Origin of the sequence: Saccharospirillum salsuginis (assembly GCF_014651855.1) — a bacterium.
Classification (GTDB): Bacteria; Pseudomonadota; Gammaproteobacteria; order Pseudomonadales; family Natronospirillaceae; genus Saccharospirillum; species Saccharospirillum salsuginis.
This window is the reverse complement of sequence record NZ_BMXR01000005.1, coordinates 208,756-226,463: the sequence shown is the minus strand read 5'-3', so window position 1 is coordinate 226,463 and position 17,708 is coordinate 208,756. Positions and strand designations below refer to the sequence as shown.

At 60.4% G+C, this 17,708-nt stretch carries 17 protein-coding genes; 11 read left to right on the top strand and 6 right to left on the bottom strand.

The window, feature by feature from the left end; all coding sequences use genetic code 11:
* Positions 1 to 194: 194 nt before the first annotated feature.
* From IE111_RS11575 to IE111_RS11565, 3 genes are all read left to right on the top strand, one after another.
* Positions 195 to 932, top strand: a complete 738-nt coding sequence (locus IE111_RS11575; protein ID WP_189608747.1) for a hypothetical protein — start codon at positions 195 to 197, stop codon at positions 930 to 932.
* A 261-nt stretch (positions 933 to 1,193) separates the two neighbouring features.
* Positions 1,194 to 2,816 (top strand): NAD+ synthase, encoded by a 1,623-nt coding sequence (locus tag IE111_RS11570; RefSeq protein ID WP_189608745.1) that lies wholly within the window; start codon positions 1,194 to 1,196, stop codon positions 2,814 to 2,816.
* A complete protein-coding gene (locus tag IE111_RS11565) occupies positions 2,813 to 3,469 on the top strand; it encodes an HAD hydrolase-like protein (RefSeq protein WP_189608743.1) in 657 nt (218 codons plus the stop codon). Before IE111_RS11570 ends, IE111_RS11565 begins: the two co-directional genes overlap by 4 nt.
* Before the next feature lie 75 nt (positions 3,470 to 3,544).
* On the opposite strand, the gene IE111_RS11560 is transcribed toward IE111_RS11565, so the two are convergent.
* Positions 3,545 to 4,384 carry an outer membrane protein assembly factor BamD gene (locus tag IE111_RS11560; protein ID WP_189608741.1) on the bottom strand — a complete coding sequence of 280 codons (840 nt, stop codon included), beginning with the start codon at positions 4,382 to 4,384 and terminating at the stop codon, positions 3,545 to 3,547.
* A gap of 65 nt (positions 4,385 to 4,449) precedes the next feature.
* On the opposite strand from IE111_RS11560, the gene rluD reads away from it, so the two are divergent.
* From rluD to clpB, 3 genes are all read left to right on the top strand, one after another.
* A complete protein-coding gene (rluD, locus tag IE111_RS11555) occupies positions 4,450 to 5,430 on the top strand; it encodes a 23S rRNA pseudouridine(1911/1915/1917) synthase RluD (RefSeq protein WP_189608739.1) in 981 nt (326 codons plus the stop codon).
* Positions 5,427 to 6,155 (top strand): peptidoglycan editing factor PgeF, encoded by a 729-nt coding sequence (gene pgeF / locus IE111_RS11550; RefSeq protein WP_189608737.1) that lies wholly within the window; start codon positions 5,427 to 5,429, stop codon positions 6,153 to 6,155. Before rluD ends, pgeF begins: the two co-directional genes overlap by 4 nt.
* A 299-nt stretch (positions 6,156 to 6,454) precedes the next feature.
* The gene (clpB, locus tag IE111_RS11545) at positions 6,455 to 9,034 is read left to right on the top strand and encodes an ATP-dependent chaperone ClpB (protein ID WP_189608736.1); all 2,580 of its coding nucleotides are present in this window, start codon (positions 6,455 to 6,457) and stop codon (positions 9,032 to 9,034) included.
* A 98-nt stretch (positions 9,035 to 9,132) separates the two neighbouring features.
* On the opposite strand, the gene gcvA is transcribed toward clpB, so the two are convergent.
* On the bottom strand, positions 9,133 to 10,038 hold the full coding sequence (gene gcvA / locus IE111_RS11540) for a transcriptional regulator GcvA (RefSeq protein WP_308427539.1): 906 nt from the start codon (positions 10,036 to 10,038) through the stop codon (positions 9,133 to 9,135).
* Between the two features lie 162 nt (positions 10,039 to 10,200).
* On the opposite strand from gcvA, the gene IE111_RS11535 reads away from it, so the two are divergent.
* Positions 10,201 to 10,389: an RSP_7527 family protein gene (locus IE111_RS11535; RefSeq protein WP_189608734.1), complete on the top strand. Its 189-nt coding sequence runs from the start codon at positions 10,201 to 10,203 to the stop codon at positions 10,387 to 10,389.
* Positions 10,390 to 10,595: 206 nt separating this feature from the next.
* Positions 10,596 to 11,156 (top strand): Hsp20/alpha crystallin family protein, encoded by a 561-nt coding sequence (locus tag IE111_RS11530; protein WP_189608732.1) that lies wholly within the window; start codon positions 10,596 to 10,598, stop codon positions 11,154 to 11,156.
* A 40-nt stretch (positions 11,157 to 11,196) separates the two neighbouring features.
* On the opposite strand, the gene IE111_RS11525 is transcribed toward IE111_RS11530, so the two are convergent.
* From IE111_RS11525 to IE111_RS11510, 4 genes are all read right to left on the bottom strand, one after another.
* Positions 11,197 to 11,673, bottom strand: coding sequence for a transcriptional repressor (locus tag IE111_RS11525; RefSeq protein WP_189608730.1), 477 nt, complete (start codon positions 11,671 to 11,673; stop codon positions 11,197 to 11,199).
* A gap of 91 nt (positions 11,674 to 11,764) precedes the next feature.
* A complete protein-coding gene (locus IE111_RS11520; protein WP_189608728.1) occupies positions 11,765 to 13,045 on the bottom strand; it encodes an NAD(P)/FAD-dependent oxidoreductase in 1,281 nt (426 codons plus the stop codon).
* A 188-nt stretch (positions 13,046 to 13,233) separates the two neighbouring features.
* Complete coding sequence (locus IE111_RS11515; protein WP_189608726.1) at positions 13,234 to 14,787, bottom strand: glycerol-3-phosphate dehydrogenase/oxidase; 1,554 nt, start codon at positions 14,785 to 14,787, stop codon at positions 13,234 to 13,236.
* Between the two features lie 347 nt (positions 14,788 to 15,134).
* Positions 15,135 to 15,617, bottom strand: coding sequence for an Hsp20 family protein (locus IE111_RS11510; protein ID WP_189608724.1), 483 nt, complete (start codon positions 15,615 to 15,617; stop codon positions 15,135 to 15,137).
* A 262-nt stretch (positions 15,618 to 15,879) separates the two neighbouring features.
* On the opposite strand from IE111_RS11510, the gene IE111_RS11505 reads away from it, so the two are divergent.
* The 3 genes from IE111_RS11505 to IE111_RS11495 all read left to right on the top strand — a co-directional run bounded on the left by IE111_RS11505 (position 15,880) and on the right by IE111_RS11495 (position 17,708).
* A complete protein-coding gene (locus IE111_RS11505) occupies positions 15,880 to 16,293 on the top strand; it encodes a COG4315 family predicted lipoprotein (protein WP_189608723.1) in 414 nt (137 codons plus the stop codon).
* 165 nt (positions 16,294 to 16,458) lie between these two features.
* On the top strand, positions 16,459 to 16,974 hold the full coding sequence (locus tag IE111_RS11500; RefSeq protein ID WP_229805331.1) for an RNA polymerase sigma factor: 516 nt from the start codon (positions 16,459 to 16,461) through the stop codon (positions 16,972 to 16,974).
* Positions 16,959 to 17,708, top strand: a complete 750-nt coding sequence (locus IE111_RS11495; RefSeq protein ID WP_189608718.1) for an anti-sigma factor — start codon at positions 16,959 to 16,961, stop codon at positions 17,706 to 17,708. Before IE111_RS11500 ends, IE111_RS11495 begins: the two co-directional genes overlap by 16 nt.

Here is a 17,708-nt window from a genome sequence, read left to right as displayed (position 1 = left end):
CTGCAAAAAACTGTTGATTTACCCAGTGTTTCATGAGTGAATAGACGGGTGCGTGAACCGCACTTTGCGTACGATTCGCTCAACAACGAAAGGTCGCACTATCGACGTAATTGAGTAGAAAACAAGCGCTACCAACGGGTGCTGCGAACACCCGATGGCAGCTGACCAAAAGTCGACTTGCAAGGAGTCAACCAATGGCTATCAAACATGATACGTCACAAACACGCTCGTCCCAAAATAATTCTCTTACCATCTTGTCCCATCCCGTTCGCCGACGTGGCGATTTCTATTCCCTGAACGACCTGCACCAAGCAGCCGGCGGAGACCCGGCACACCATCCCGATTGTTTTCTGGAAACCCCGCAGGCCAAGGCCTGGACGACGGATCTGGATAAGCGACGTGGAGAGCTATTTATTCCGGCCGATCCTCGCCGATCCAAACAGCCGGGCGCGTCACTCTCGATTTTCGCCCAGCGGCAGCTGGCCGAAGCCTACGCGCTGTGGGTGGGTTCCGGCTTCGCTCTGGCGGTATTACGGGCTATGGGCGCCCGACCGGATTCGGTCACTTTCGATCACAATCCCCACACCCGGTATGACCTGGGTTACGTCCGCGACCTGCGCTGGGATGAGGACCGATCGGGCGATATCGCCTGGTGGGAATTCGACGGGCAGGACGCCTTGACGGCGGAGGAAGCCGCAGGGCGCGGAAGGGATTTCTACGAGCAGACGCGATGTCTGGCGCGCTCCAACCCCGGGGATGCGGAAATGGCATTGAAACACAGCCTGCTGAGTTGGCTGGAAGGCGGCTTTCGGGGTCGGGGTTTCCACTACTGCGAAATGGTGTTCTGCGACTGGCTGAGCCGGGCGGCTGTGGTGGGTATGGTCGCAAAGGGAAACGAGGCTTTGCCGCTGGCTGAATCGGCAGGAGAGTAAGCGACGTTCGCTATTAACTGAGGCCATATAAGACCGGGCAAGAATCGCCTGGGCTTATATGGCGTCTTCCTGTCAATGATACTGGCGAGGTGGGTGCTATCGAGGCTCACTTCATGGGTCTACTGGATAATCGCCGCCAGGGTGGGCCGATACCTGAGGGAGTCCAGTTACCAGGAATACCAGAGAAATCCAGTACGCTTGTCCTACCCGCCCCTTTCCCGGACAATACCGCCCCCGCGCACGGTATGGTAGGAGAGGGTAATGACACTGCGCATCGCTTTGGCCCAGCATCGGTTCCCGGTGGGGGACATTCCCGGCAACACCCGAAAAGTGCTGGATCTCGCGCGTACGGCCATGACTCAACAGGCCGATATGGTCGTGTTCCCGGAGCTGACCCTGGCGGGCTATCCGCCGGAAGACCTGCTGTTGCGGCCCAGCCTGACCCGGCGCATTGATACGGCGATCGACGAACTGAAAGCCGCCAACCTGCCCATCGCCATGGTGGTCGGCTACCCCGAGCGTGAGAACGGCAAGCTCTACAACAAGGCGATGGTGATCGAGTCCGGTCGCATTGTGGCCGATTACCGCAAACAGCACTTACCGAATTACCAGGTCTTCGACGAAAAGCGCTATTTCCAGAAAGGCTCGGATACCTGCGTCTTCGAATACAAGGGCGCCCGCATCGCTCTGACCATCTGCGAGGACATCTGGTACGACGGCCCGGCCCGCCGGGCGTCCGAGGCCGGTGCGGACATCAACATCAACATCAACGGCAGCCCCTATCACATCGACCGGGTGGCCGAGCGCCATGCCCAGGTCGCGCGGGTCTCCAAGGCCTACAACATGACCACCGTCTATGTGAATCACATTGGCGGTCAGGATGAGTTGCTGTTCGACGGCGGCTCCTTCATCGCCCAGAACGACGGCCAAATACCGGTGACCCTGCCGGTCTTTGAAGAATCCCTGCAGTGCTTCGAGCTCGCCCCGAAGGCGGGTGGTTGGCAAGTGGTTACACCCAGTCAGGCGCCTGAATTGAGTGTCGAAGCGGAGCTGTACGGCGCGCTGAAACTGGGCCTGGCGGATTACGTCAACCGCAACGGCTTTCCGGGTGTGGTACTGGGGCTGTCCGGCGGTATCGATTCCGGTCTGAGTGCGGCCATTGCGGTCGATGCCCTGGGAGCGGACCGGGTCATGGCGGTGATGATGCCCTACGAATACACGGCCAAAATCAGCCTGGAAGACGCCGAAGAGGAAGCCCAGTTGCTGGGCATTCGATATGAGGTATTGCCTATCGGTGATGCCTACGAAGCCGCGCACAAAACCGTCTCACCCCTGTTCGGGGACCGCGCGGTCGACACCACCGAACAAAACATGCAATCTCGAATGCGCGGTCTCTTTTTAATGGCGCTGTCCAACAAACTCGGCCACATGGTGCTGACCACGGGCAACAAGAGTGAGATGGCCGTCGGTTACGCCACTCTGTACGGCGATATGTGTGGCGGTTTCAACGCCTTGAAGGATGTGCCCAAGACCTGGGTCTATAGTCTGGCGAAATGGCGCAACGAGCAGGGACTGGTGATACCGGAACGAGTCATCACCCGGCCGCCGTCGGCCGAACTGGCGCCGGATCAGAAAGACGAGGACAGCCTGCCGGACTACGACACCCTCGACGCCATTATCGAACGCTACGTCGAGCGCGATGAAAGCCTCGATACCATCGTGAGCGCCGGGTTCGACCGGGACACCGTCTACAAGGTCATCCGACTCATCGACATCAACGAATACAAACGCCGCCAGGCTCCGGAAGGCGTGCGGGTGACTCCGCGCGGCTTCGGACGGGACCGGCGCTACCCCATCACTCAAGGTTGGAAACCCGGCGTATGAATGTATTGTGGGATCTCGACGGCACCCTGGTGGACTCCATGCCGGTCATTACCCGCTCCATGAACCGAACCCGCGAAGCCTTTGGTCTGGCTGTCCTGCCCGAAGCCGATTTACGACCCTTTATCGGGCCGTCCATTCACAGCACCTTCGCCCAATTCCTGGCGACCGACGACTCCGATCGTGTCGAAGCGGCGGTGGAACACTACCGGGCCTGTTACGATGAATTAATCGGCGAAAGCCCGGTGTTTCCGGGCATTGTCGAGACACTGGAAGCCCTGAGCCAGGCCGGTTGCCAACAGTTCGTGGCAACGGCCAAATACCGCAAGGTAGCCCATAGACTGTTGGACGTGACCGGTCTGTCGCGCTGGTTCACCGAAGTGTACGGGTCCGAAGCCGATGGTTCGCTCGGCCACAAACCGGAACTGCTGGCTCATCTGCTGCAGGAAGAAAGCCTGCGCCGGGCGGAAACCGTGATGATCGGCGATACCCGGTATGATATGGAAGCGGCCCGCCACCATGATCTGACGGCCATCGGTGTGGCCTGGGGCTATGGGCAAAACGAGGAGTTGCTGGCCGGCGGCGCGCACAGTCTGGTGGAGACGCCTGAGGCGTTGGTAGCTACTATTCGGGCTAATCTGGCGTGTGCGTGTTAGGTTTGTGGGTTATTTAGGTCGCGCACGGAGTGAGCTCCCACAGTAATGTAGGAGCGCACGCCGTGCGCGACATGATTAACTGAACCACCCCAACGTCAAAATCTTCAACCACCACCGGTCCTGCTGAAGATAGGGCGACTTGTAGCTCCCGCTCGCCAGTGTCGGATGTTCCGGGTAGTCCGCCTTCAACTGCTCCAGCGCCACCTGCCGTTCTTCCTCCAATCCCATCGCTTTATAGGATTCGATCAGCACGACCAGGGCATCCCCCTGGGCGCTGACACCCGGATAATGCTGCCGAACTACCTGGGCGCGTTCGGCGGCGGCAATCCAGGCATCGCGACGCATGTAGTAGTCGGCGACGATCAGTTCGTGCCGTGCCAGGGCGTCTTTCAGCAGGATCATGGTGTCCAGCGCCTCGGCCCGGTACGTGCTTTGCGGGAACCGCGTGACAAAGGTGCGCAGGGCGTTGAAGGCGTTCTCGCCTTCCTCCTGGGAGCGCTGGGCCAGGTCGCCGGTGCCGGTCAGGCCGCTGTTGCGTTCATAGAGCTTGTAGTAGCTCATGCCTTTCAGGTACCAGGCGTAATCGACCGTCGGATGGTCCGGGTTAAGGCGGGTGAAGCGGTCGGCGTCGAGCAGCGCCTGGGCGTAGTCGCCGCTCATGTAGCGGGCGTACATCAGGTCCAACTGCAGTTGCTGGGCGTAACGACCGAACGGGAAGCGGCCTTCGAGCCGCTCCAGGGTGTCGATCGCCAGCGTGTATTTACGGCTCTCCAGCTGCCGGTTGGCGGCGTCATAGAGCGCCTGCTCGGACTCCTGAGTGTTCGGTCGAAACAGGCTGCAGCCACCCAGCATCAGGGTGGTGACGAAGGCCGCGACAATGATGCGGGCGGCACGAAGGGAAAAGCGATGAGGCATGGGTTGAATCCGGCCCTTGCAGTACAATGGGCGGCTATTGTAACCACAGGCAACGAAGGGCACCAATGACCGATTCTCACCAACGGCTGGAAGACCGCGTTCAGGTCCCTCTGGACATGGGCCAAAAACGCTTTGATCAGATCGCTGCCGCTTTGTTCAGCGATCACTCGCGCTCGCGCATCCAGCAGTGGATCAAGGACGGCCACCTCACGGTCGACGGCCAGACCCGCAAGCCGCGCGACAAACTGATCGGCGGCGAAACCCTCGAACTGGACGTCGAACTGGTGCCCGAGGAGCGCTGGGAGGCCGAGCCGGTCGAACTGGCGGTCGTTCACGAGGACGACGACATCATCGTCATCGACAAACCGGTCGGCCTGGTGGTCCACCCCGGCGCCGGCACTCCAGGCGGTACCGTGTTGAACGGCCTGCTGTATCGGTATCCGGAGCTCAAAGCCGTACCCCGTGCCGGTATCGTACACCGTCTGGACAAGGACACTTCCGGGCTGATGGTGGTCGCCCGGACCCTGAGTGCCCACACCTCACTGGTCAGCCAGCTGCAGGACCGGACCATGGGCCGGGAATACGAGGCCGTGGTCACCGGTGTCATGACCGGTGGCGGGGTTGTCGACGAACCCATCGGTCGCCACCCGACGCACCGCATCAAGATGGCGGTCACGCCGGTGGGTAAGGAAGCGATCACTCACTACCGCGTGCTGGAGCGCTACCGCAACCACACCCTGATCCGCTGCAAGCTGGAAACCGGCCGCACCCACCAGATCCGGGTGCACATGGCGCACATCGGCTACCCGCTGGTTGGCGATCAACTCTACGCCGGCCGCAACCGCCTGCCCAAAGACGTTAACCGACCGGTGGCCGAGGCGCTACGCGAATTCAAGCGCCAGGCGCTGCACGCGGCCTATCTGGAACTGGTGCATCCCGCCACCGGCGAACCCATGGGCTGGCAGTCCGATATGCCGGACGACATGATCGACTTGCTGGCCATGCTGGAAGCCGATGCCGAAGGCGATCTGGAGCACGACCTGTGAGTTTGATCACACCGGAGTGGCCGCTCCCCGCCGGAGTCCGGCTGGGCTGGACCGACCGGTGGGGCGGTGTCAGTGAACCGCCGTTCGATACATTCAATCTGGCGCATCATGTCGGTGACCTTCCCGAGGCCGTGACGGAGAATCGCGCCCGCCTGTTGGGGCGGATGACCGGTGCCAATGAGATCCGTTGGTTGAGCCAGGTTCACAGTACCCGAGCGGTCAACGCCGGGACCACGGATAACGGCACCGAAGCCGATGCCGCCTGGACCCGCGAGCCCGGGTTGGCCTGCAGTGTGATGACCGCGGACTGCCTGCCGGTGTTTTTCTGGCAGCGCGACGGTCGGCAGTTGGCGGTGGCTCACGCCGGTTGGCGGGGGCTGGCCAACGGGATATTGGCCGAGACCTTGGCGAGTTTTGGGTCTCCAGCCGAGGTTAGCTGTGGATTGGGGCCAGCGATCGGGTCTCAGGTGTTCGAGGTCGGGGCGGACGTGGTCGAGGCTTTTCGGGGTTGGCCTGGGGCCGGGGAGTGTTTTGTGGCCCGTGAGCAGGCGGGGAAGTGGTTGGCAGATTTGCCGGGTTTGGCGAAACACTGGTTGCGCAAGGCTGGCGTCGGGGAAGTATTTGAAAGTGGGGAGTGCACGTTCGGTCAGTCCGAGCGATATTTTTCCTTTCGTAGGGATGTGCAGACTGGGCGGATGGCGAATGTGATTTGGTTGGAGGGTTAGCAGGATGTTGGATTACGGCCCTTCGGACCTAATCCATCTACGGAACTGGTACGTTAGCAAGCCCCAGAGGCGGGGGTAGCCTCGAAACCGCCCAGCCTGCGGTAAGCAACCACAGCACACAACGTTCAGCCAAGAGGCGAGCCGGAGCCATCGTATCCTTCCATGGTGGGCAGTGCCCACCCTACGAATGCTGCTTCGAAATACTTGACTTGGGTCAAACCCGGAATTCTCAAGAGCTTGTTATTGGGGTTCCAGCCCCTATTTTTGACCTCAAGAGTCACGCTCAATGAGGATTTTCCATGCGTATCGACCGTTTGACCAGCAAACTGCAGGTCGCGCTGTCCGACGCCCAGTCCGTAGCCCTGGGCCGGGATCACAATTTCATCGAACCCGCCCACCTGTTGCAGGCGTTGATGGACCAGAAAGGGTCCTCCATCAACCCCTTGCTGCAGCGGGCCGGCGCCAACATCAGCCAATTGAAACAGGCACTGGCGACCTATCTCGACACCCTGCCGCAAATCCAGGATCACGACGGCGAAGTCCACATGTCCAACGACCTTGGGCGCGTCATGAACCTGGCCGACAAGCTCGCCCAGAAACGGCAGGACCAATACATCGCCAGTGAGATGGTGCTGCTCGCCATGACGCAGGACCGGTCGCGCATCGCCTCCATCCTGCAGGAAGCGGGCATCACCGGGGAGAAACTGGAAAAGGCCATCGAGGACATTCGCGGCGGCGAAGCCGTCAACACCCAGGAAGCCGAGGAAAGCCGCCAAGCGCTTGAACGCTACACGGTGGACCTGACCGAACGTGCCGAAGCGGGCAAGCTCGACCCGGTCATCGGCCGGGACGACGAGATTCGTCGCACCATCCAGGTCCTGCAGCGCCGGCGCAAGAACAACCCGGTTTTGATAGGCGAGGCCGGCGTCGGTAAAACCGCCATCGTCGAAGGCCTGGCGCAGCGCATCGTCAACGGCGAAGTGCCGGAGAACCTGAAGGACAAGCGAGTGCTCTCGCTCGACCTGGGGGCCTTGCTGGCCGGTGCCAAGTACCGGGGCGAATTCGAGGAACGCCTGAAAGCCGTACTCAACGAGCTGTCCAAGCAGGAAGGTCAGATCATCCTGTTCATCGACGAACTGCACACCATGGTCGGCGCCGGCAAGGCCGAGGGCGCCATGGACGCCGGCAACATGTTGAAGCCCGCCCTGGCACGCGGCGAATTGCACTGCGTCGGGGCCACCACGCTGAACGAGTACCGTCAGAACATCGAGAAAGACGGGGCTCTCGAGCGCCGCTTCCAGAAGGTGTTGGTGAACGAGCCGACCGAAGAGGACAGCATCGCCATCCTGCGCGGCCTGAAAGAGCGGTACGAAGTGCACCACGGGGTCACCATCACCGACCCGGCGATCATCGCCGCCGTGCGCCTGTCCCAGCGCTACATCACCGACCGGCAATTGCCGGACAAGGCGATTGACCTGGTCGACGAAGCCGCCAGTCGCATCCGGATGGAGATCGATTCCAAACCGGAGAGCATGGACAAACTGGAACGGCGCCTGATCCAGTTGAAGATCGAAGCCGAGGCGCTGAAGAAAGACGACGACAAACTGACCCGCAAGACGCTGGACCAGCTCAACCAGACCATCGAACAGCTGGAGCGCGAATACGCCGACCTGGAAGAGATCTGGAACACCGAGAAAGCGGCGGTCCAGGGGTCGCAACACGTCAAGGAACAGCTGGAGCAGGTGCGCATCGAGCTGGAAACCGCCCGTCGGGCCGGCGACCTGGCGAAGATGTCCGAACTGCAATACGGCCGCATCCCCGAGTTGGAGAAACAGCTCGACATGGCCAGTCAGGCCGAGATGATGGACATGCAGTTGCTGCACAACAAGGTGACCGACGAGACCATCGCCAATGTCGTCGCCCGCTGGACCGGCATTCCGGTCGACAAGATGCTCGAAGGCGAGCGCGAGAAGCTGCTGCGCATGGAAAGCGAACTGCACGATCGGGTGGTCGGGCAGGACGAGGCCGTCAAGGCGGTATCCGATGCCATCCGCCGGTCCCGCTCCGGCCTGTCGGATCCGAACCGGCCCAACGGCTCCTTCCTGTTCCTGGGCCCGACCGGTGTCGGCAAGACCGAATTGTGCAAGTCACTGGCCGATTTCCTGTTCGACACCGAGGACGCCATGGTGCGCATCGACATGTCCGAGTTCATGGAGAAACACTCCGTGGCCCGCTTGATCGGTGCGCCTCCGGGCTACGTCGGTTACGAGGAGGGCGGTTATCTGACCGAGGCCGTGCGCCGTCGGCCCTACTCCGTGATCCTGCTGGACGAGGTCGAAAAAGCGCATCAGGACGTGTTCAACATTCTGCTGCAAGTGCTCGACGACGGTCGTCTGACCGATGGTCAGGGGCGCACGGTCGACTTCCGCAACACCGTCATCGTGATGACCTCGAACCTCGGCAGCGACATCATTCAGACGCTCGCCGGCGAGGAAAACTACGACGCCATGAAATCCGCGGTCATGGACGTGGTCGGCCAGCATTTCCGGCCGGAGTTCATCAACCGGGTCGACGAAGTGGTGGTCTTCCATCCGCTGCTGCAGAGCCAGATCCGCGGCATCGCCGACATCCAGCTCAATGCCTTGCGCGCCCGTCTGGCCGACCAGGGCATGAAGCTGCACCTGACCGAAGAGGCCATGGAGAAGCTGTGCAACATCGGGTTCGATCCGGTCTATGGTGCGCGGCCGCTGAAGCGGGTGATCCAGCGGGAGCTTGAAAACAACCTGGCCCAGGCCCTGTTGCGCGGCGACTTCGGCCACGGTGACGCCATCGAGGCGGATGTCCGGGACGGCGAAATCGTCTTTAAAATCGGCCACTGAACCGGAAGTAGGGTGCGCACCGCGCACCGGTTCCCTAGGAACGCTGGCCCCTAAGTGACCATTGGTGATTGACCGCGGTCGCGCAGGGGCCTGCGCTCCTACGATGTCGTCTCGCCCCGCGCCGACAAGGCGTCCACCGCCATCTCCTCCATGATCCAGTCCTTGAACTGACGCATGGCCGAGGTCATCGGCCGATTCTTGCGATAAACGAGATAAAACGATTTGGGCAGTTCGAGTGGAATGTCCAGTGGCGCCACCAACTGCCCACTCTGAATCTCCTCGCTGACCAGGCTGACATCGGTCAAAGCCACACCCAGCCCGCGCGCCGCCGCCTGGGATGTCAACAGACCGCTGGAGAGATACAGCCCCTTGCGTCGCTCAACCATTTCGGTACCGGCGGCCTCGAACCAGTCTCGCCATTCTTCCGGTCGCTTGTTGACGTGCAACAGGGTGTGATGGGTAATGTCTTCCGGTGTGTGAATCTCGTGCCTGGCCAACAGGTCCGGCGTGCAGACCGGAATCAGCGCCGAACGTTTCAGGAAGTGGCATTCCACATCCTCCCAGTTGCCGTCACCGAAATAGACCGCCATGTCGGTGTCGCTGTGGGCGAAGTCAATCAGGCCGGTGGAGGCGGAGATTTCCAACTCGACGTTGGGGTACTGTTCATAGAACCGGCTCATGCGCGGCAGCAGCCAGCGATGCAGGAAGGCCGGCGCCACAGCCAGATTCAACTCACCACTGCCATGGGCCGCGATGAGTTTCTGGGTCGCCCGCTCGATGTCGTTCAGCGCTTTCTGAACCGTCTTCAGGTACGCCTTGCCGGCCGAGGTCAGTTCAATGCGACGGGTCTGGCGGATGAACAGCTCCACCTCGAGAAATTCTTCCAGTGATTTGACCTGATGGCTGATCGCCGACGGCGTGACGAACAGCTCACGGGCGGCTTTCTGGAAGCTGCCCAGGCGGGCGGCGGCTTCAAAACTTCGAAGGCTGTTCAGCGGCGGCAGACGTTTGATGAGGCAGGCTCCATAGGTGAAATGTATTCAACCATAGCATGAAAAAGCATCGTTTGTGACCACCCGGTCAGGACCCTATTATTCATGCCGTAGCAGGGAATAAGACTATTCACTGTTCATATTCATAAAGCAACATTCACCGGAGGTTGACCCATGAAAACCCAAACTAGTGACTCTGTCGTTCTTGATCGGTTTGGCCGGGTCGACGTGGCCTATTACGAGGCCAAAGCCGCCAAGATGCGCTCGGAAGCCGTAGCCCGTTTTACGCGCAACCTGAGCCATTCCATCGGCCAGACGGTCCGTGACCTGTTCACCCCGTCCCGTCCGACCCGCAGCGCCTGAGGCGTTGCCATCCCGATGAAAAAAACAGTCGGCGCAGCCACCTGAACCCAAGGGCTGCGCCCAGGCCTTTTCCAGTCTTTTCCCGCTTTCCACCCCGTCTTTGTTGACCTGCATCAACACTCCGTATTGCCTCTCTTGAAGCCGTTTCGACCGTCCTTATATTGATGGGTGCAGTAAACATACTGTCATCACAGGAGGTGATAATCATGGCTAAGAATACACTGTCTCCCAGCAAACTTTCTCCCTGGAACTGGTTCAAGCACGAGGACGAAAAATCCACGGATCTGACACCACGCAGTGATTTTGAATGGCCCATGCTGCGCATGCATGAAGAGATGGACCGGATCTTCGACGAAACCTTCCGGTCCTTTGGTTTTCCTTCTGTGTTTCGTCGTGGCGGTGATGTCTGGAAGGACATGCCGAACTTCTGGCGTCCCAGCGTCGACATCAGCGAGCAGGAGAACGAGTATAAAATCTCGGTCGAAATTCCCGGTGTCAACGAGGATGACGTCAAGCTGAAGATCGATGGTGACCAACTGGTCATCAGCGGTGAAAAGCAACAGGAGGAAAAAACCGAGGACAAAGGCAAAATCCATCGGGTCGAACGCCGCTACGGCAGCTTCTACCGGTCGCTGACACTGCCGCAGGACGCCAATCCGCAGGACATCCACGCGTCCTTTAAAGATGGCGTACTGGACATCAGCGTCCCTCGTGACAAGTCCAAAGAGCCCGAAGCGGGACGCAGTATCCCAATCAACAAGGGTTAAACCATGAGTCACGAATAAGCCCGCGCAAGCGGGCTTTTTTTTAATTCAAACCCGGTCTTTTTCGGTCGTTACACCGCCGGCAACGCCCATGCACTTCCAGCTGCTGATTCCCCATGTCGAAACCGACTTCCCGCGCACTGGCCTGCAGCTGTTCCAGCAGGCGGCGCGGCATGCCGACTTCCTCGACGGCGTGGCATTCGTCGCAAATCAGAAACTGGGGGACCTGGTGGGCGTGTTCGCAGGCGATGTGGGAGCAGGCCATAAACTGGTTGGTTGTGGCCAACTTGTGCACCAAACCAGCGTCCACCAGAAAATTCAACATGCGGTAGACGGACATGGCCGGGGGCGCTTCCCCGTACCGGGATTCATGGTCCGCGATCAGATCGTAGGCGGACTTGGGCTCGTTCGCCTCCAACAAGAGCGCGAGCAGGCGCTCCCGCTTGGGCGTGAGGCGTTCGCCCATCGACTGACAGTGTTCGTAGGCTTTGGCGAGGATGGCGTCGTCGGCCTTGGTCATCGGATATCCACAGTGCGCTCGTTACCGACAATGGTAGCGTGACGAAGCGGAATTGGACACCTCCCGGGCGGAGGTGTCCGACGTCTTTCGGCTAGTCCGCAGGCTCCTTGAGTTTACGAATGCCCAGCGAATGCATGATCAAGTGCTCATAAGCCGGCTCGCTGGTGCCTTTGCGCACTTTGCGCAGGAAATACTTCTCGAAACCGATCTTGGCCAGATGCACCCATTTGCCGCTCTTCGCCCAGTTCAGATTGCGCGGCGGGATCTGGGGGATGGCGACGAAGGCGATACCCTTGTTGCCCATATCGGCCAGACAGACGGCGTTCCAGGTCGCTTCGGCTTTTTCGGGCTTGCCGTCCAGGCGGGCGCGAATGTTTTCAGCCGTAGCCGTCACCATGCTTTCAATCATAAATCCCGTCTTCGGTACACCCGTCGGCACCGGGGTCGGTGTTTTCGGCGCAATGGCCACCGCGACGCCGATGCCCCAGATGTTGCGATGGGTCGGGTTGCACTGGTGGTCGTCGATCAGGATGAACCCTCGCGGATTGACCAGACCGTCGACATCGCGCACCGCGTCGATGCCGGTAAAGGCGGGCAGCATCATGGAATAGCCGAACGGCAGTTCGTGACGTCGTTTTTCCTGGCCGTCTTCATCGCATTCGATGACATGCATGACGCCGTCTTCGACACGGTCGACCTTGGCGTTGCAAATCCACTTGATGTCGTGATCGCGAAATTCGGATTCGAGCATCGTTTTGCTGTCACCCACACCGTCGAGCCCAAGGTGGCCGATGTAGGGTTCGGACGTGACAAACGTCATTGGTACCTTGTCGCGAATTTTACGCTTGCGCAGGTCCCGGTCCATGATAAAGGCGAACTCATAGGCCGGTCCGAAACAGGATGCGCCCTGAACCGCACCGACCATGATGGGCCCGGGCGCCCCGATGAATTGTTTCCAGGCGGTATGCGCCTTTTCGGCGTGGTCCACATGGCAGATGGACTGGGTATAACCGTCGGGACCGAGCCCGGAAATCTCATCGAACGCCAGTCGCGGACCCGTGGCAATGATCAGGTGGTCGTAATGCAGTCTGTGGCCGTCGGCCAGTTCAAGCTGATTCTCCTCCGGGCGCACCCGCTTGACGGGATTGACGACCAGTTCAATGTTGCGATGGGACAGGGACTTATCCAGCGACACCAGAATGTCTTCGCGTTCCCGCCAGCCCACGGCCACCCAGGGGTTGGATGGCACGAAATGAAAATAATCCTTATCGCTGACCACGATGACCCGGTCTTCTTCTCGCGCCAGTTCCTTCATTTCGAAGGCCATGGGCATGCCGCCGAGGCCGGCGCCCATAATGACTATATCGGCCATGGTTCGAACCCTCCGTTGAGGTGTGCAATGGCATGGGCAACGAGCATTCCGTGACCGGAATGAGGGTTGTCGAAACCATGCTATGCCTCGGAAGGGGCTGAAGCGTTGACCTGGGTCATCGGGCGGGACGGATGGGCAACAAAAAAAGCACCCCGGAGGGTGCTCAAAGGTTTCGCCAGAGAAAAACGTCAGGCGGCTTGCAGGAGGGGGATCAATCGGTCGCGAATACGGCTCGCGGCCTGTTCGTCGAGCATGCCCACGCGCAGGCGACGCTTGAGCACATCGTCCGGCTTGCAGGCGCCTTCGAAATTCAGGGCCCAGTTCAATTCGGCCTGGATGTAGGGCGCACCCTCGACCAGGCGTTCGCTCGAACCCTGACGCAGCACCAGATGAGCGCGATCGCCGTACGCCTGCCAGAGGTAGTCGGCGATATCTTCGGGTAATTCGGCCAGGGCCTGGCGAGCGACGGTTTCATCGCCGTTCGCACCGGGCAAGCGAGCATTGTGTGTGCGGCAGGGGCCGGCTTTGAGACCGGCGTCCTTTACAACCTTGTCCATACAATCTTCCGCCATTCGGCGCCAGGTGGTCCATTTGCCACCGGTCAGGCTGATCATGCCCTTGTCGCTCAGAATGACATGGTCGCGGGACAGGCCCGAGGTGGATTGTTCGTCCGGATCGCTGACCAGCGGCCGCAGACCCGAGAAGGTCGCGCTGATGTCGTCACGGCTGATCGGTTTATCCAGCCACTCGTTCATGTGCTTGATGATGTAGTCGATCTCTTTGTCGCTGGCCGTCGGGTCATCCTGCAGTTCGGCCGCGTCGTCTGTGGTACCGACCAGCGTTTTGCCGAGCCAGGGCAACATGAACAGCACGCGGCCGTCGTCGGTTTCCGGAATCAGAATGCCGCGCCCTTCGGGCAGCAGGTTCTGGTCGATCAGCAAGTGGATGCCGCTGCTGACCGTCATCACCGGTTTGGCGCCCGGGTTGGCCATAAAACGGAGATGATCGGTCCAGGGGCCGGTGCAGTTGACCACCGCCTTGGCCTTGATGGTCAGCGATTGGCCGCCGATCAAATCCTTGCAATGGGCACCGGCGATGCGGCCATCGGTCTCGATCAGGGATTCCACCGAGGTGTGGTTCAGCGCATACCCGCCTTGCTCGATGGCTGAGCGCACCATGGCGATACCGAAGCGCGCATCGTCGAACTGGCCATCCATATAACTGACGCCGCCCTTGAGCGGCCGGATGTTCAGGCTGGGGCAGGCGCGTTTCAGTTCGCTTTTGCTCTCGATGCGCGATTTACCCAGGCGTTCGGAACCCGACAGGAAGTCGTACAGGCCCAGACCCATGCGGTAATAGGGCAGGCCGATCAGGCTTTTGACCGGCGTGACCAGCGTCAGCGGCCAGGCCAGGTGCGGGGCCATCTGCAACATGCGCTTGCGTTCGGCCAGCGCCTCGCGGACCAGGTTGTATTTGCCGTAGTCCAGCGTCTTGAACGCTTGCTCCAGATAGCGCACGCCACCGTGGATCAGCTTGGTCGAACGACTCGATGTGCCGGCCATAAAATCCTGCCGGTCGACCAGCGCGGCACTCAGGCCGCGACTGAGCGCATCCAGCAACACGCCGGCTCCGCTGGCGCCGCCGCCAATGACCAGAACATCGACGTCGGCCTCTTTCAGGGCCTCGACCTGGGCACTGCGGTCCCAGGGTTGGTCGGGTTGAAGGGCGGCGGCTTGAGGCATCGAATCATCTCCCACAAAAAGTTTGTCTGATGATGCTCATACTAAGGTTATTTTCGGTTTTGTCAAAAATACTTTCGTAAATGTTCGTTTTTGTGTGGGGTGAAGCCGGGCGGAAGTAGGGCAGAAGTAGGGCAGAAGAGCCCCAGGCGTTATCTGCCATTGCTTCGGTGGCACTGGGTCGACTATCGCCTTGGATACTTCCCGCGGCAGATAACGCCTTCGCCCGAGGTGTCGGACCACTTCTGCCCTACAAAACCAGCCGTCTACAAACAAAAAGGGCCGACCCTCTCGGGCCAGCCCCTCTGCTTGGTGTTTAACGTCCGGAACGACGAATCAGGTTACCGAAGTCAGGCGACTTTGGAGGCCTTTTCGGACTCTTTCTGATGCTCGATCGCCGTGTTCTTGCCGTTGATCGGGATGGACTTCGGTTTCATCGCCTCGGGTACTTCTTTCACCAGGCTGACGTTCAGCAGGCCGTTCTTCAGTTCGGCGCCTTTCACCTCGACATGGTCGGCGAGATTGAACTTGCGCTCGAAGGAACGGTAGGCGATGCCCTGGTGCAGGAAGTGGCGATTCTTCTCGTCGTCGCTGGCCGCTTTCTTGCCGCGCACGGTCAGCACACCGTTTTCGACCTGGATGTCCAGCTCGTCTTCTTCGAAGCCGGCGACGGCCAGAGTGATGCCGTAACGGTTTTCACCGGTCACTTCGATGTTGTACGGCGGATAGCCGGTGCCGGCCTGGTCGGTGCGCAAAGCGGCGTCCAACAGGTTCGCCATACGGTCGAATCCAATGGTGCTGCGATACAGAGGGCTGAGATCGATGTTGGTCATATTCATATCCTCCTAAGGAAGCAATACAAATGATCAGTCCCGGATTTGGGCACTGTTCGTTCAGCGGGGGTGGACTCTCATCGAGACGTCCTTCCGCATTGTCGTATATAGGGATACTCGATGGCCTTTCAAGCGGTGAGGTTTTGTAAAGAAATCGTAGGGACGCTCTTTTTTTCGCAGGGTCCGCATCCAAGTGGGTGTCGGGCGTCGTCATCTGATATGAAGTCGATCAACATCAAACAACACACAAAGGAGAAGACGTATGAAAGCCATGATCGCAACCGCCGCCGCCCTGACACTGGTCGCCTGTGCCAGCACCGCGACGACCATTCCCGACAATGTTCCGGTGGAAACCCGCGACACCAGCCTGGGCACCATCCTGACCGATGAAGACGGCATGACGCTGTACCTCTATACCCGTGACGACAAAGGTGTATCCAACTGCTACGACCGCTGCGCCCAGAACTGGCCACCGCTGGAGGCATCCAGCAACGCCCAGGGCGCCGGCAAGTTCAGTGTGATCGAGCGTCGCGACGGCACCCATCAGTGGGCCTACGAGGGTGATCCGCTGTATTTGTGGGTGAATGACCAGGAACCAGGTGATGTGACCGGCCAGGGTGTGGGCGATGTCTGGTTCGTTATTGAAGCGGACAGCTCCGGCGGTATGTCCTACTAAGGGTTTATGCACGTCCCACCGGCCCCGTCGCGGATGGACGGGGCCGATATCCCATCCGTTGTTGTTCGGATGACGGCTCTCTATACTGAAACGACACACTGACCCGACATCATGACTGTGGCTCTGGCATCTTCGAGGGATTCGAACCCTCATTCCAAGGACGAGGTGACGCAACTGGCTGTCCTGCTCGAGCGCGTGCGCGAGCATGACCGGTCGGCACTGCGGGCCCTGTACGATGTCACGTCGGCCCGATTGATGGGCGTGGCCGTGCGTGTTCTGAACGATGAGTCCGAAGCCGCCGAAGTGCTGCAGGAGGTCTACCTCAAAGTTTGGCAGCAGGCGTCGGATTTCTCGGGCACGGGGTCCGTACTCGGCTGGCTGGTCGTGGTGACCCGCAATGCCGCTCTGGACCGGCTTAAAAGCCGACGTCGCAAACGCGAGGATTTGACGGCCGACCCGGATGAGTGGCAGGAAGCGGTCGCCACGGACGGGCCCCTGGAGCTCGGTATCCAACAGTGCCTGGGGCGACTCAACGACCATGCCCGTCAGGCCATTGTGCTCTCCTACATTCACGGTTACAGCCATCAGGAATTGCAAGAGCGTCTGTCCCGGCCATTGGGCACGGTCAAGGCCTGGATCCGTCGCGGGCTGCTGGAGTTGAAACGATGTCTCGAAGCCTGAGGTACGACGACCCCGAATTGTGCGAGTTGTTGGCGGCGCAATACGTGGCCGGCGATATGACACCCCGGGTACGCCGCCGGATGGAGGCCTTGCTGAGCGATCACGCGGAATTGCGGGCGGCCGTCGGCCGTTGGTCCGACCGGCTGATGCCGTTGCAGCACCGCTATCCGGAGCGAACGCCCCCGGCCCGGTTGTGGTCGCGCATTGAACAGGGGCTGGACCGGATGAACCCGGCCCAGGCCGCCACGGAACCGAAGTCGAACTCGGCGTGGTCCAGACTGGGCCGCATGCTCGATGCCTGGCGCCTGACCGCTCTCGGAGGCGTGGCCGCTACCGTCGCTCTGGCGGTTTCCCTGATGCTGGTATTGTCCCAACCGTCCGGCCCTGTGGGCGCCGACTATATGGCTCCGCTCAGCTGGAACGGGGAAGTGGCGATGGTGGTCAGCGGCTACCGGGGTTCCGAGGACCGTCCCGCCTGGTTGTCGGCGCAATGGTCGGATCGGCTGGCATCGAGGCCCGAGGGGGACCTGCACCTGTGGGCCGAAACCGGTGAGGACCGGGAATGGGTGTATCTGGGGCCGGTGACGGCCGAAAACCGGCGCTGGTCATTGGACAAAGAGGCCTGGCGCGCCGTCAAATACAGTCATCGTCTGGTGGTGAACACCGACTCCGCGACGATTACGCCGCAGTTGGCCCTGCTCGAAGGCCCCTGCATCCGCCTGACCCAGTGGTGA